This window comes from Pseudomonas sp. GW821-FHT07E12, from assembly GCF_058986605.1.
This window is the reverse complement of sequence record NZ_JBYSVX010000020.1, coordinates 38,785-53,474: the sequence shown is the minus strand read 5'-3', so window position 1 is coordinate 53,474 and position 14,690 is coordinate 38,785. Positions and strand designations below refer to the sequence as shown.

10 protein-coding genes are annotated in these 14,690 nt (G+C 64.8%); 4 read left to right on the top strand and 6 right to left on the bottom strand.

The features are described 5' to 3' along the window. Nucleotides 1-168 precede the first annotated feature (168 nt). From galA to phhA, 4 genes are all read right to left on the bottom strand, one after another. Nucleotides 169-2,724 carry a beta-galactosidase GalA gene (gene galA, locus AC3WJE_RS12615; RefSeq protein WP_493731154.1) on the bottom strand — a complete coding sequence of 852 codons (2,556 nt, stop codon included), beginning with the start codon at nt 2,722-2,724 and terminating at the stop codon, nt 169-171. 149 nt (nt 2,725-2,873) lie between these two features. Further along, nucleotides 2,874-4,004, bottom strand: a complete 1,131-nt coding sequence (locus AC3WJE_RS12610; RefSeq protein WP_493731153.1) for a glycoside hydrolase family 53 protein — start codon at nt 4,002-4,004, stop codon at nt 2,874-2,876. 38 nt (nt 4,005-4,042) lie between these two features. Continuing rightward, complete coding sequence (locus AC3WJE_RS12605; RefSeq protein WP_493731152.1) at nt 4,043-6,739, bottom strand: TonB-dependent receptor; 2,697 nt, start codon at nt 6,737-6,739, stop codon at nt 4,043-4,045. Between the two features lie 475 nt (nt 6,740-7,214). Then, complete coding sequence (gene phhA, locus AC3WJE_RS12600) at nt 7,215-8,105, bottom strand: phenylalanine 4-monooxygenase (RefSeq protein ID WP_493731151.1); 891 nt, start codon at nt 8,103-8,105, stop codon at nt 7,215-7,217. Nucleotides 8,106-8,236: 131 nt separating this feature from the next. Here phhA and AC3WJE_RS12595 point away from each other — a divergent pair, with 131 nt between their 5' ends. Beyond that, nucleotides 8,237-8,719, top strand: a complete 483-nt coding sequence (locus tag AC3WJE_RS12595) for an Lrp/AsnC family transcriptional regulator (RefSeq protein WP_493731150.1) — start codon at nt 8,237-8,239, stop codon at nt 8,717-8,719. Between the two features lie 145 nt (nt 8,720-8,864). Further along, a complete protein-coding gene (locus AC3WJE_RS12590) occupies nt 8,865-9,095 on the top strand; it encodes a hypothetical protein (protein ID WP_493731149.1) in 231 nt (76 codons plus the stop codon). 223 nt (nt 9,096-9,318) lie between these two features. Here AC3WJE_RS12590 and AC3WJE_RS12585 read toward each other — a convergent pair whose 3' ends face one another. Then, complete coding sequence (locus tag AC3WJE_RS12585; protein WP_493731148.1) at nt 9,319-9,654, bottom strand: hypothetical protein; 336 nt, start codon at nt 9,652-9,654, stop codon at nt 9,319-9,321. Continuing rightward, nucleotides 9,623-10,645: a patatin-like phospholipase family protein gene (locus AC3WJE_RS12580; protein WP_493731147.1), complete on the bottom strand. Its 1,023-nt coding sequence runs from the start codon at nt 10,643-10,645 to the stop codon at nt 9,623-9,625. Before AC3WJE_RS12580 ends, AC3WJE_RS12585 begins: the two co-directional genes overlap by 32 nt. A 419-nt stretch (nt 10,646-11,064) precedes the next feature. Between AC3WJE_RS12580 and AC3WJE_RS12575 the strand changes: the two genes are divergently transcribed. Next, nucleotides 11,065-13,335, top strand: coding sequence for a TonB-dependent receptor (locus tag AC3WJE_RS12575; RefSeq protein WP_493731146.1), 2,271 nt, complete (start codon nt 11,065-11,067; stop codon nt 13,333-13,335). An 8-nt stretch (nt 13,336-13,343) separates the two neighbouring features. Further along, nucleotides 13,344-14,666 carry a metal-dependent hydrolase family protein gene (locus tag AC3WJE_RS12570; protein WP_493731145.1) on the top strand — a complete coding sequence of 441 codons (1,323 nt, stop codon included), beginning with the start codon at nt 13,344-13,346 and terminating at the stop codon, nt 14,664-14,666. The last annotated feature ends 24 nt before the right edge of the window (nt 14,667-14,690 follow it).

The following is a 14,690-nucleotide window of genomic DNA, read 5'->3' as shown; positions in this document are numbered from 1 at the left end:
CGTTGTTTTGGACGCTCGTTTTGGTTTTTCTTCGTCATTCCCGCGAAAGCGGGAATCCAAGGACGTTGTTGCTCAAGGGAGCTAACGTCCTTGGATGATCAGCCATTCGGCTGCTGAAAAGCTTCTCCCGCTTTCGCGGGAATGACGATTTCGAGCTTGCTCAGGCTTTCAAACCACGAAAGGCCGCGCACGCGTGGCTTGCACCGGAATTCGCAACGTCGCCGGCTTCAATCCCGGCGAGGTGGCCTGCAACGTGAGCGTGCCGGTGTCGCGGCTGGCCTGGACGATGGCCATGCACAGGCCGTTGAAGGCCTGGCGAGTGTCAGCCTTGTCGGCCTCGTGACTGGTCGGATTGCCGTTGCCGACGCCGAGCAGGTGTCCGGGGCCTTGCACCGCGAAGCGCACGGCGTTGTCCGCAGTCGGCACGACGCGGCCCTGTGCGTCGACGATCTCCACCGCCACCACGCTCACATCCTCGGCATCGGCCGATAGCGCCGGGCGATCGGTACGCAGGCGGATGCCGGCAGCCGGCCCGGCGGTCTGCCGGATTTCGGTCAGCACGACACGACCGTCGCGATAGCCACGTGCTTCGATCTCACCGGGTGCATAGCGCACCCGCCATTCGACGTGGCCGTGTCGCGGCACCTGTTGTTGGCCCTGGCTGACGCCGTTGACGAACAGTTCCACCGCGTCGAGGTTGCTGTGGCACCACACGTCGACCAGGCCGTTGGCGACCTCGGGCAGCAGGCCGTCCCAGTTCCAGTGTGGGAACAGGTGCAGCACCGGTTCGCGCGTCCACTGTGCGCGGTAGTACCAGTAGTTGTCCTTGGGGAATCCGCAGGTATCGAGTACGCCGAACTGCGAGGCGACATTGGGCCAGCGGTTGTACGGCGTGGGTTCGCCGCGATAGTCGAAACCGGTCCAGATGAAGCCACCGGCTACCCACGGCCGCTCGGCCACGAATGCCCACCACGATTCCGACGAGGATGCCCACCACGGGTAGTTGCCGTCGTAGGCGCTGGTGTAACCGCGCGTGTCGTCATTGAGGTATTCGCCGCGCACCGACACCGCGCTGGCAGTCTCGCTGCCGTAGACCGGGATATCCGGAAAACGCATGTGGAATTCATCCATCTGGTTGGTGCGGTAGTTGAAACCGACCACGTCCACGACTTTGCCGACGCCCTGGTCCCAGCCCTTGTCCATCGCGAAGGTGCTGAGCCGGGTCGGGTCGAGCCGGTGTGCCAGGTGCTTCATGCTGCCGACGATGCGCGCGCCGCGCGCGGTGACCATCTGCGGTTCTTCGTTGCCCAGCGACCACAGCACCACACACGGATGGTTGCGACCACGCCGGATCATCGCTTCCAGCTCGTGCAGCGCTTCGGCATCGGAGGACATGCGCCGGGTTTCGTCGATCACCAGCATGCCCAGCCGGTCGCAGATTTCCAGCAGCTCCGGCGTGGCCGGATTGTGGGCGCTGCGATACGCGTTGCAGCCCATCGACTTGAGCTGTTCGATGCGCCATTCGTTCAGACGATCGGGGATCGCGGTGCCGACGCCGGCATGGTCCTGGTGGTTGCAGGTGCCGTGCAGCTTGACCGTCTCGCCGTTGAGCAGGAAGCCGCGCTTGGGATCGAAGGCGATGCTGCGTACGCCGAAATGGGTGTCGACCGCATCGCGGCAGACATCGCCTGCATGCAGTTCGGTGACCATCCGGTAGCGTTGCGGGGTTTCGAGTGACCATAGCGCAGGCGTGCCCAGCACGATCGCCTGTTCTACGTGGCCGGTCTCACCGGGCCGCACCACGAGGGGTTGTGCGGCCTGACGAATGATTTCGTGGCCGTCAGGAGCAATCGCGCGCGTGACCACCGTGCATTCGATCGCCTCGGTGCCGTCGTTGCGCACTTCGCTGAAGACCTGTGCGATCGCGCGGCCGTCATGGATCTCGCTGCGCACGAACACGCCGTGGCTGGGCACGTGCAGCGGATCGGTGCGGCGCAGCCAGACATGGCGATAGATGCCGGCGCCTTCGTAGAACCAGCCTTCGCCGAGGGTGGCGTCCACGCGTACCGCGATGACGTTGCGCGCGCCGTAGTCGAGCACGTCGCTCAGATCGACTTCGAAGCCGGTGTAGCCACTGGCGTGATGCGCGACGATGTGACCGTTGCAGAACACCACGCAGTCGCGGAACACGCCGTCGAACTCCAGAGTGATGCGCTTGCCCAGATCGGACTCGGCGATCTCGAAGGTGCGCCGATACCAGCCGATGCTGGTCTCCGGGAAGGTGCGGCCCAGCGGCTTGTAGCCGTGCGCGGCGGCCGGATCTTCGCCTTTGATGCCCGCCGAGGCCGGATCGGGCTGGAATGGCAGCTCCACCGCCCAGTCATGTGGCAGATCCAGCGATCGCCAGCCGCTGTCGTCGAAATCCAGCATCGCTGCATCGGCGGTCTTGGCGCCGGCCTTGGCGTAGGTGTACTGGAACGTGCCGAAGTTGAAGTCACGCGCCGGATCGTTGGCATGCCCGAGGTGGAAGCGCCAACCGAAGTCGAACAACAGCCGCTCGCGCACGCTGGCGCTGGTGGCGGTTCCGACGCTGGTCGGCATGCGTGCGGGCGACGTGGCGGCAGCAGCGGGCAACGCCAGGCCGAGGCCGACCGCCGGGATGGATGCGCCTACGCCACTGGCCAACATGGCGCGCAGCAATTCGCGGCGGTTCAGTTCTGTCATGGAGTTTTCCTTTGGCGCTGTTTGCGTTTGGTGGGAAAGAGTTCCCTGAAGTAATTGAGCTGCCGGAGCCGGGAAGCTTCTGTGGGAGGGACTCCGGGTAGCCCTAGGCCACCCAGAGTCCCTCCCACAAGATCATCTACACAGCACGATCAGTGCCGCTTGTCCCAACCATAGTCATGCCGCGCGAAATCGATGCCGGGCAGCAGCTCATTGCCATGCTGGAAATCGAAGAAGCTGGCGTTCTCCCACGAAGAACCCACGCCCCAGCGCGTCTTGCAGGTGTTGCTGGTCCAGGCCGGTTCCCAGTACACGACACCGTTGCCGCCGTTGTCCACGACCAGCTGGGTCAGATCGACCATGTAACGCAGCTGGCCGTCCGGCGTGGCCGGATAACCGGCGATCAGCGAATCCTCGCCCAGCAGGTTGTGCGATTCGTCACCGGATGCGAGCGTCCACGGATAGGCGGTTTCCACCACCATCACGTCGGCTTTGTAGCGTCCGCGCAGGCGCTTGATGGTCGCGCCCAGCTCCGCCATCGACCACTTCGACCACTTTCGGTAATAGCTGATGCCGATCATGTCGAAGTCGGTGACGCCGGCCTTGGCCGCATCGGCGAACCAGGGCTCGACATACTCCGGCTGGGCGATGTGCAGCATCACCTTGGGCTTGATCTTGGAATGCGCACCGGCATCGCGTACCGCCTGGATGCCGGCATTGAACAGTTTGGCGTTGCGCGTCCAGTTGATCGGACTCTTCTTGTCCCACGCTTTGTAATCCATCATCTCCGGATTGGTTTCGTTGCCGACCTGCACCAGCTCCGGCATCAGCCCCGATCGATCCAGCGCCGCCAAGGTGTCGTAGGTGAAGTTGTAGAGCGTGCGTGCCAGGTCATCGACGTCCTTGATCTCGGCCCAGGCCTTGGGAATGAGCTGCTTTTCGCCGTCGGCCCAATCGTCGGAATAGTGGAAGTCGAGCAGCACCTGCATGCCCTGCTCGCGTGCGCGACGGATGGTTTTCTTGACGTCGGACAGATCGCTGTAATTAGTCCAGCGCGCATCGTTCCACAGCCGCACCCGCACCAGGTTCGTGCCGTGTTCCTTGAAGATCACGAACGGATCCTTCTCCACGCCTTGCTCGCGATAACGCACGCCGCAGTCTTCCATCTCGTTGACGTAGGACAGATCCGCGCCCAGGTACAGCGGATGGGCGGCCTCGCCGGCCCAGGCCGGCAGGGCGACCAGCGCCGCTGCCAGCAGGATGGCGCGCGGCCATCCTTTCATCGTGGTTGCCACAGGTATTCCTCCTTGCACAGCGACGTTCAGAATTTGAACGTCGCTTCGAGCGCAAACCGCCGTCCGAACAACTGGTAACCGCCATCGTCCATGTTCGCCAGCCGGTAAGGCAGGTTGTCGGTATAGGCGCGCATGGACTCGTTGGTGAGGTTGCTGACCTGCAGCTTCACGCCCCAATGGTCGGTGATCTGCCAGCCCACGCTCGCATCCCAGGTGCCCATGCTGTCCAGGCGGACCAGGCTCGCCGCGTTCCAGCCGTACACCGTGGTGTAGGGGCTGTGGTAGCTGTAGCCCACGCGCGCTTCCACCTTGCCGTTGCTGTACCAGAGATCGGCGGTGCCGGTCTTGCGGGCCAGGCCGCTCAGCGGCAGCGGATTGTTGGCCGGCGAGAACTCCTTGAGGTCGGAGTCGACGTAGGAGAAATTCGAATAGATGCCGAAGTTCTCCATGTGCGGGATGAACCAGAACGGAGTCTGGAAGGTCAGTTCCACGCCGTTGATGTGGCCGCCGCCGCCGTTGAACGGGCCGCTGATCAGGTAGTCATAGCCATTGATGGTTTCGTGCGCGGTCTTGTAGCCGATGCTCGAATCCACCCACTTGCGATAGACCGCCAGTGCGGCCAGTGCTTCCTTGCGGAAGTACCACTCGTAGGACAGGTCGAGCTGCTTGGCACGGAACGGGTCCAGCTTGGGGTTGCCGCCGCTGCCGGTGAGCTGGCCGCTGACCGTGGCCGGATTGTCCAGATAGCGGCCGGTGCGCAGTTCGTCCAGGGGCGGACGCGCGACGACCTTGGCGGCCGACAGGCGCAGGATCTTGTCTTCGGCAAGCAGGAAGTTCAGCGTCGCGCTCGGCAGCACGTCGGTGTAGTGGTTGCTGGTCTGGCTGGGCGAGTAGCTGGTGCCGTCGAGCGTGTCGTAGCCGGTGCTGGTGGTACGGGTGTTGACCAGGCGCACGCCGGCGTTGCCGGTGACGTCGATGCCGAACCAGTTGCTGCTGAAGTTGGCCTTGGCGAAGGCTTCCTGCACCTTCTCGTGGACCTTCCAGTGATCGAGCATCTGTTCGGTCAGCGCCGACGGATCGAAGCCGCCGAAGGCCTGGTCGGCGATGGCGTTGAGGTTGCCCGCGTACGCCGCCGGTACGTTCAGACCGGGGATGTTCACTTCGTGGTACAGCCCGTCGTAGGCAGAGATCGGCTGGTCATAGTCGGCGTAGTTGGCCAGGTAATGACGGTTCTGCTTGACCCGGTCGGAGGCGCGCACGCCGAACTCGATGCGGTTGATGGTGCCATCCAGCTGGCGGCTGGCGTTGAGGGCGACGGCGCCGATGCGATCGCGCAGCGACTGCGGCTCGTCGCTGCCGGAAACGCCCCAGGTCGGCGCGGACGAGCTGGCCGAGATCCACGGTGCGTGGCCGGGCGCGAAGTCCCAGGAGATGCTGTCCGGGTTCAGGCCGAACACGACCGAGCGCCAACTGTTGGTGCGCTTGGCCTGCGAGATCGACAGATCGGCATCGACGGTCCACACATCGCCGGTCCACTTGCCGTTGAGGCCGCCGGCCACCAGCGTCTTGACCTCGTTGTACTTGGCAATCACCTGATCCATTTCCAGCGGGGTGCCCCACTCGGAATTGATCATGGTGCCGCCAACCACGTTGTGGTCGATCATGTGCACGGACGAGCCGGGTTGGGCGTACGGGTTCCACCAAGACCAGATGCTGTAGTCCCAGTTGCGGTACCAGGTCTGCATCTGGTCTTCGTCGATGCGTACCTTCGAATACAGTGCGTCGGCCTTCAGCTCGAAGTTGCCGCTGCGCCACTGCAGCGTGGCGGTCGCGCCGGTGCGGGTCTGGTCGATCAGCTTGAGCTGATCGGCCGCGCCCCAGGGGGTGTAGTCCTTGACGCCGTCGCCGTCCACGTCCATCGCGCTGGCGTCGTCGGTGTAGCCCCAGCTGCCCATCAGCGCATTGGCGTTCTTCTGCTTCTGGTAGGTGGCGCCGAGCGCGATGGCGAGGTTGTCGTTGAACTTGTGCACCCAGCTGGCGCCGAGGCGGCTGCCCCACGGGCTGTAGCCGTCCACGTCCTTGCCCTGGTCGTAGAACACCGGTCCGGCGGTGCCGACGAATTGCGGGCCGGTGTAATCCAGCGGGGCGATCGTGGAGATGTCCACGGTGGCGGCGATGCCGCCCGCGATCAGATCGGCCGACGGTGTCTTGTAGACCTTGACGGTGGAGACGATCTCGGTCGGGAACACCTCCCAGCGCACCGCGCGGTCCGGCTCGGACGAGGCGATCTCGCGGCCGTTGACCGTGCCCATCGTCATGCGCGGGCCGAGGCCGCGCACGCTCGCCAGGCTGGCGTTGCCGCGGTCGAGCGTGGCGGTGACACCCGGCAGGCGCGCCAGTGCCTCGGCGACGGTCACGTTGGGCATCTGGCCCATGTTGTCGGCCGAGATCACCTCGACCACGTGATCGTCCAGTTGCTTGACCGATACGGCCTTGTCCAGCGCCGCGCGCTGGCCGGTGACCACGATGCTGTCGAGCGTGGTGGTGGAGTCCGTGCTGGACTGGGTGTTTGCGGCAGACGGCGATGGGCTCGCGGTCTGCTCCTGTGCCTGCGCGCTGAAACAGGCGAGCAGAGCCAGGGCCAGCATGGAGACCGGCAGTTCGCGGACAAAATCATGACGTGCCGACCGACGTTGCGGACGACGCTTATGCTGCGACGGCATCGTTTGTTCCCTCCCAGGACAAAGTTACCGATGGATATTGGTCAGCGGCCGCCGTACCCACGCGCTATCGCCGCAGGGCATGGCTCCGCTGGTGTCAGATGGTGTTTGCCGGCGCAATCGGCCGGGTCGTGCAATGACGATGTCTCATTATCTTTGACGCCACATGGGCGCCTCCCACAACACCCGCGTGGTGGTGGCGATGATTCGCCGCAAGCCGACGTGGATGACCGGCGGCATGACAGCCGCCGGCAAGAAATGAGACTAGGCGACACAGCTATGCAACGCCAATGAAATATTCGGTACCAGTTATATGGATTTTTGATGATGCTTTGCACCATGGGAAATGGCGCGAAAGGGGCGCGAGAAAGTGCGTGCGGGAGGAAGCGAGGGTTCGAAACTCCCAGAAACGTCATTCCCGCTTTTGCGGGAATGACGGGTAGAAAAAAAGGGTGTCAGGCGATCGCGCTATCGAGACTCACACGTCCCCACCATCACTCCAACCTTCACCACTGCCCCGCTGGAACACGCGATCGTCAGCAAGCACATCACCCGCGCCATGCGTCGGCGCTTCACGCAGGCCTGCATAGATCGGCGTGAAGTCCGGCGCAGTCGCCTGCATCAACTGCTCGAAGCCATCGATCACGAAATAGGTCTTCTGGTAACTGTCGATGCGGTAGCGCGTGCGCATGATCCGTTCCAGGCCGAAACCGATGCGGTTGGGCGCGGACGATTCCAGTGAGTACAGCGATTCACCCTTCGACGACACAATGCCTGCGCCATAGATGCGCAGCCCGTCCGGCGTGTTGATCAAGCCGAACTCCACCGTGTACCAGTACAACCGGGTGAGGTTCTGCAGTGCCTCCGGGCCGATGCCGTGCGCCTTCACGCCGCCGCGGCCGTAGGCCTGCATGTAGTCGGCGAATACCGGGTTCATCAGCAGCGGTACGTGGCCGAACAGATCGTGGAACAGGTCCGGTTCGGCGATGTAGTCGATCTGGTCCGGGCGACGGATCCACCAGGTCACCGGGAAGCGGCGGTTGGCCAGGTGCTCGAAGAAATCCAGTTCCGGCAGCAGGCCCTCGACACCGACCAGCGTCCAGCCGGTGGCCGCACCCAGCACCTCGTTGAGCTGGTCGAAGCGCGGGATCGTGCGCGCATCCATGCCCATCTCGTCCTGTGCGCGCAGGAACTCGTCGCAGGCGCGGCCGATCAGCAGCTCGCGCTGGCGCGCGTAGAGCGTGCCCCAGGTGCGATGGTCGTCGGCCGAGTAGCTCTCCCACGGTTGCTCGACCACGGCGGTGGCATAGACCGGCACGTAGCCCTTGTCGGTGAGCTGGTTCTCGACACGGCGGGGAACGGCGTTCATCGCGGGCTCCAGGGAATGAAACAGGTGTCCTGCACGATAGCGGAGCAGCGCCGCAACAGGCTTGCGAAAGTTGCGTGGATAGCCGTATTGAGCGCAATCTTGTTGCGTCCATTGGTTTTGCAGCGCAACACATGGCCGCCTCGATCCCGCTCGACCGCACCGATCTTCGCCTGCTGGCCCTGCTGCAGACACAGGGCCGCACCAGCAACGCCGACCTGGCCGCGCAGATCAACCTGTCGCCCTCGGCCTGCCTGCGTCGCACCCAGCGACTGGAGGCGGCCGGGATCATCGCCGGTTACGGCGCGCGATTGGATGCGCGCGCGCTGGGGTTGGGCTTGCAGGCGTTCGTGCGCGTGCAACTCAAGCAGCACGGCCAGGCCGACATCGAGCGTTTCGCCGAAGGCGTGCGTGGTTGGGACGAGGTGGTCGCGTGCTGGGCGCTGACCGGTGACATGGACTACCTGCTGCAAGTGCAGGTGCAGGATCTGGAGCATTTCTCGCGTCTGCTGCTGGATCGTCTGCTCAATGCGACCGGGGTAGCCGACGTCAATTCCAGCTTCGTGCTGCGCACGGTGAAAGAGCCGGTCGCGCTGGCGTTGTCGCATCTGGGTTAGCTGGTTTGTCGCTGTGTCGCCGCGCATCGATGCTGCGCGGGGATGGAGTGTGCGTCGTGATCGGCCTAGACTTGCCGCCGCGCGCCCGGGACAGGGCGGTGTATCGGCTTGGACCAAGGACGGGGGCGTCAAGATGGATGTGGGTATGGATAAGCCTGCGGCGGAGTACCGCGTGAGTGGGGTGTTCTTTGCCAGTGGACCGGGATTCTGGGAGGCCCGCCCGGCGTTCTGGTTGTTTCTGGCGGTGGCTGCGTTGTCGCTGGTGTTCGTGTCGCGGATGCTGGGGTGGAGTGGGTTGTCGGTGTTGTTGCTCGGTGCCTGGGTTAGTCGGCGTGGGTGGCGGCATCGGGAGGTGCGGAGGTTGGCTTCGGGGTAGCGCTTTTGGCGGCTGCGGGCTGCTTCTCCGTAATCTCACTACCGTCGTCCCCGCGAAGGCGGGGACCCAGTGACTTCCGCTCCATCTATCTGCCGTCCTCTGCCATCTCTCTACCGTCATCCCCGCGAGAGCGGAGATCCATGGACGTTGCTTCTTAGGTTTGAAGTTGCTGTGACAGCAAAGGCAAAGGCAACAGCCAAGGCTTTCGCTCCTTCGGAGCGAGTCACCTTTCTTTGCTCGTGCAAAGAAACGTAACCCAAAGAAACACGCCCCAGTCCTCGCGCCCTTCGCTGCGCTGCGGGTTCACTCCGCCAGCGGGATTTTCTGACGCGGCATCCATGCCGCGGCAGAAAACGACGCACATCCATGTGCGTCGCCCTTCGGGTTTTTCCCGCTGGCTCCGTCGCTGCGGATGGGGGCCCCGGGAAGTCAAAAGAAAAAGCAAAATCACGAGCAACAGCAACAGCAACAGCAACAGCAACAGCAACAGCAAGATCAACCGCAGTCTGCTGCGGTCGTTGCGTTCTTCAGTTGCCGGGCGCCACTGCGCAATCACCATCGCGGCGCATCAGCTTGCTCAGCCTTGAGCGGTTTTCCAGGCAGTCGCGATACGCGGCTTCGGCGGCCTGTTGGGCGGCGGTGCGTGCTGCGTCGGTGCGCTGGGACTGCAGTTGTGCGATCGCGGCGCGGATCTGTGGCATGGCGGCCATCGTGGCGCGTTCGCCTTCCAGGATCGCAGCGTTGCGTTGGGTGAAGTCGGCGGCGCCGATGTCGAGTACCTTCGGGCGGATCACGATGTCGGCGCGCTTGAGTTCGGCTTCGCCCAGGCGTTGGCCCATGATCGCGATCGAGCGGTTGACCGTGCCCAGCAGGTCGCCGGGATTCTTGCCGTTGGCCTTGCTGGAGATGTCCACGGCGATGACGAACTCGGCGCCTAGTTGGCGCGCGGCGTCCACCGGTACCGGGCTGACCACGCCGCCGTCGACGTAGTGGTACTGGCCGATCGTCACCGGCTCGAACACGCCGGGAATGCTGCTCGATGCGCGCACCGCCTGACCGGTGTTGCCACGCACGAATACGGTGCGCTCGCCGTCCTCCAGGCGCGTGGCGACGACGGCGAACGGCTTGGCGAGCTTCTCGATCGATTTACCGCCGACCTGCTGGTTGACGTAGTCCTGCAGCTTCTGGCCCTGCACCAGACCGCCGGAGAACAGGCGCACGTCGCGGATGCTGGTCTGGTCCAGCGCCACGGCCTTTTCCTGCATCTGGAAGGCGTCCATGCCGCTGGCGTAGAGCGCGCCGACCACGCTGCCGGCGCTGGTGCCGGATACCACCGCCGGGGCAAAGCCGTTGGCTTCCAGCATCTTGATCACGCCGATGTGGGCGAAGCCCTTGGCGGCGCCGCCGCCGAGGGCGATGCCGATCTTCACCGGCTTGGTGTTCTGTATCTGCGGCGGCGGAGTGGCGGCGGCCGGTCGCGGCGCGTCGTGCGCGCAGGCGCCCAGCAGGGCGAACGTGAGCAGGGCCAGCGACAGGCGAAGCGGTTTCATCGGTGAATGCGGAGGGGGCGGGCGGGCAGCATAGCGCTCGCGATCGCACCCGCACAGGCGGGCCCGGTATGTCAGGTTATTCGGCGGCCGTGATTAAAAAATCTGATGGTGATGCCTGGATCGGGCGGGGTCTTCAGCGCTCTTCCCGGTCATGACCACGGTCTGGGGCCATTTAAGCCTCTTCACGCCGACTTAACAGGCAAATCTGGTGATAACCAGAAGTCATGCCAATCAGAAAATCTGCATTGGCTGACACTGGACTTGCGGGGCATGCTCGGGCTGGACATATCGTCGCGGATGTCCAAGTGCCGCGATGCCACGGGGAAAATCTTCGATCGTTCTTTCATCGCCGGTGAATTGGCGGGATCCCCTATTGTCCGCGCTGTCCCCGCCGCCCCCTACCTGTGCGAGGAATTCCCATGCTGGCCCGTCATCGTTCGCGTTGTCTGCTCCGTCCTACCCGCCTGGCGTTGTGTACCGCGCTTGGGCTGCTGCCCGTTGTCGCCGCCGCGCAGGAGGCGCCATCCGCTGACGGCGCGCAGCCACAAAGTGCGGGCATCACCCTGGACACCATCACCATCACCGCGACCAAGCGCGCCACCAGCGTGCAGGACACACCGCTGGCGGTGACCGCGATCACCGCTGAAACGCTGAAGGACACCGGTGCGGTCGACGTGAAGGACTACGCCCGGCTGGTGCCCGGCCTGAGCGTGCAGGACAACGGGCCGGGTGCCTCGCGCCTGTCGATGCGCGGCATCTACTCGACCGGCGAGGCCACCACCAGCCTGTATTACGACGAAACCCCGGTCAGCGGCACGATGGGGACCACCAACGATGCCGGCGGGCGCAGCCCGGAGCTGGACCTGTTCGACGTCGAGCGGATCGAAGCGCTGCGCGGCCCGCAAGGCACGCTGTATGGCTCCAGTTCGATGGGCGGTTCGGTGCGGGTGATCTTCGAGAAGCCGTGGCTGGACAGCTTCGCCGGCAAGGTCCAGACCGGCTACGCGGTGACCGAGGGCGGCGATCCGTCCTGGAACACCCATCTCATGCTCAACCTGCCGCTGATCAAGGACGTGCTGGGCGTGCGCGCGGTGCTCTACAAGGGCCACAGCGGCGGTTACATCGACAACACCTACCTCGGCAAGGACAACGTCAACGATGCCGATCGCGAAGGCGGCCGGCTGATGCTGCGTTACAAGCCGACCGACGATCTGACCATCGATGCGAGCTTCTCCAGCAGCAACACCGAAGCCGGCCCGGCGTTCTGGTCGCCCCGCTCGGGCGTGCGCTACGCCTCGGTCGCGCGCACGCTGGCGCCGTACGAGGACCACACCCACATCTCCAACGTCACCCTCAACTGGGATCTGGGCTGGGCCACGCTGACCGGCGTCAGCTCGTATTTCGATCGCACCTCGCTCTACAGCATCGATACCACCCAGCTGTTCGAGTTGTACGCGGCGGCGCTGCCGGCTTACCGCAGTTATCTGCAGAGCCTCAGCCCGGCGGTGCTGCTGTATTCGGGCACCACCCGCAACTGGTCCAACGAGTGGCGGTTGGCGTCCAATGGCAACGAGGTGCTGGACTGGACCACCGGCGTGTTCGCCGAGAACCGCCGCAACGGCCTGTTCAGCGAGATCGCACGCGCCAATGCGGCCACCGGCGAGGCGCTCACGCCGTACCAGCTGGTCATGCGTCGACACATCTACGATCAGCTCAAGCAGCAGGCGGTGTTCGGCGAAACCACCTGGCATGCCACCGACAAGTTCGATGCGACGCTGGGCCTGCGCTACTACCGCTACGACAAGCTGGTGACCGGCTACATCGACATCCCGATGGCGTTGATCGGCGCGCCGCTGCGCAGCCTGTCCTCGGTCAAGGCCGACGAGAGCGGCTGGCTGAAGAAGCTCAACCTCGCCTATCACGCCAGCAAGGGGCTGATGTTCTACGCCACCGTCGCCGACGGCATGCGTCCGGGCGGCGCCAATCAGGTGATCGGGTTGAGCGAGGCGCTTACTGCGTACCGCAGCGACAGCCTGTGGAACTACGAGCTGGGCGCCAAGACCAGCTGGCTGGACGACAGCCTGCGTCTGAACGCGGCGCTGTACCAGATCGACTGGAAGGACATGCAGATCACCGGCGTGACCGCCAATGGCTCCTACGGCTTTCTCACCAACGCCGGCCAGGCGCGCATGCGCGGCAGCGAGTGGGAGCTGACCTACCGGCCGCTGGCGGGGTTGGAGCTGGGCGCCACCGCCAACTACATCGACGCCAAGCTGGTCGCCGATCAGATCAACAACGATTTGCAGGTGACCAGCACGCTGGGTCGCAAGGGTGATCGCATCCCGTACATCCCGCGCCTGACCGCCAGCCTCTACGGCAGCTGGCGCTGGTCGCTGAGCAGCACGTTGGACGGCATGGCGCGGCTGGACAGCAGCTACGTCAGCGAGGCCTATTCGACCTTCCGCCCGACCGATCCGGCGCGCGCACGCTTCGGCGACTACACCACGGTGAACGCACGCGTGGGCGTGGAGACGACCGATGGACGCTGGAGCGCCTATCTGTATGCGAACAACCTGTTCGACCGCTTCGCCGTGGTCACCGCCAACTACAACACCGCCTTCTATCCGCAGGGCATGGCCTATAGCCTGACCCCGCGCACCATCGGCGTGGACCTGCAATACAACTTCTGAGGATGCTGATGAAGACCAAGTCCTACCATCCCCGTCGCCGCGTGCTGGCGACCTGCCTGGCGCTGCTGGCCTCGCCGGCCTGGGCCGGCGATGTGGTGATCCACGCCGGGCGCTTGATCGACGGCACCGGCGCGGCACCGCGCGAGAAGGTCTCGATCGTGATCCACGACCAGCGCATCCAGTCGATCCAGGATGGCTATGTCGAGGTGCCCGGCGCGCAGGTGATCGAATTGCCGAACGGCACGGTGCTGCCCGGCCTGATCGACGCGCACCTGCACATCACCTCCTCCAACCTGGATCCACCACAGCGCACCACCGCCGCGGCGACCGCGCTGCAGTCGGTGGAGAACGCGCGGCTGACCCTGCTGGCCGGCGTCACCTCGGTACGTGATGTGGCCGCTGCCGACGTCACCGTGGTGGTCGCGCTCAAGCGCGCGATTGCCAAGGGCACCATCCCCGGCCCGCGCCTGTGGGTGTCGGGGCAGGCACTCGGCCCGACTGGCGGGCATATGGATCCGAGCAACGGCATGTCGGCGGAATGGGGCGATCATCCGGGCGACTGGAAGAACGGTGTCGTCGATGGTCCCGATTCGGCCGTGCGCGCGGTGCGCTGGATGCACCAGCAGGGCGCCGACCTGATCAAGATCGCGCCGAGCGGCGGCGTCGCCAGCGAGGGCGACGATCCCAACGCGCAGTTGATGAGCGATGCCGAGATCAAGGCGGTGGTCGACACCGCGCATGCGCTGGGCATGAAGGTGGCCGCGCACGCACACGGCAAGCAGGCGATCGAGAACGCGGTGCGGCTGGGCGTGGACTCGATCGAGCACGGCACCTTCGCCGACGCGCAGACCTATGCGTTGATGAAGCAGCACGGCACCTTCATGGTCGGCACCCAGACCGTCGGCCACGACATCTACGCGATCGCCAAGGCGCACCCGGAAAAGCTTCCGCCGGGCGTGGCCGAAAAGACCATGGCGGTGACGCCGGTGCTCGACCACAACGTCGCCGCCGCCTACAAGGCCGGCGTGAAGCTCGGCGCCGGCAGCGACAACTTCGGCGGGCTGGCGCCGTTCGGCAGCGACACCCGCGAGTTCCAGTACATGGTCGAGAACGCCGGCGTGAAGCCGATGGACGCGATCGTGATCGGCACCCGCAACAACGCCGAGCTGATCGGCGCGAGCGCCGACATCGGCACGCTGCAGGCGGGCCGCTACGCCGACATCATCGCGGTGCCGGGCGACCCGCTGGCTGACATCAAGCAACTGCAGCAGGTGCAGTTCGTGATGAAGGGCGGCAAGGTCTATAAGAGCGAAGGGAAGCCCACGCTGTAGGCGTGGGCGGGATTCGGGATTGGG

Bases quoted from the DNA above. Each gene is read 5' to 3' on its own strand.
- phhA (WP_493731151.1), bottom strand. From the start codon at position 8,105: ATGAACGCCGTTCCCCGCCGTGTCGAGAACCAGCTCACCGACAAGGGC.
- AC3WJE_RS12580 (WP_493731147.1), bottom strand. From the start codon at position 10,645: ATGAAACCGCTTCGCCTGTCGCTGGCCCTGCTCACGTTCGCCCTGCTG.
- AC3WJE_RS12590 (WP_493731149.1), top strand. From the start codon at position 8,865: ATGGATAAGCCTGCGGCGGAGTACCGCGTGAGTGGGGTGTTCTTTGCC.
- galA (WP_493731154.1), bottom strand. From the start codon at position 2,724: ATGACAGAACTGAACCGCCGCGAATTGCTGCGCGCCATGTTGGCCAGT.
- AC3WJE_RS12595 (WP_493731150.1), top strand. From the start codon at position 8,237: ATGGCCGCCTCGATCCCGCTCGACCGCACCGATCTTCGCCTGCTGGCC.
- AC3WJE_RS12575 (WP_493731146.1), top strand. From the start codon at position 11,065: ATGCTGGCCCGTCATCGTTCGCGTTGTCTGCTCCGTCCTACCCGCCTG.
- AC3WJE_RS12570 (WP_493731145.1), top strand. From the start codon at position 13,344: ATGAAGACCAAGTCCTACCATCCCCGTCGCCGCGTGCTGGCGACCTGC.
- AC3WJE_RS12605 (WP_493731152.1), bottom strand. From the start codon at position 6,739: ATGCCGTCGCAGCATAAGCGTCGTCCGCAACGTCGGTCGGCACGTCAT.
- AC3WJE_RS12610 (WP_493731153.1), bottom strand. From the start codon at position 4,004: ATGAAAGGATGGCCGCGCGCCATCCTGCTGGCAGCGGCGCTGGTCGCC.
- AC3WJE_RS12585 (WP_493731148.1), bottom strand. From the start codon at position 9,654: ATGGTGATTGCGCAGTGGCGCCCGGCAACTGAAGAACGCAACGACCGC.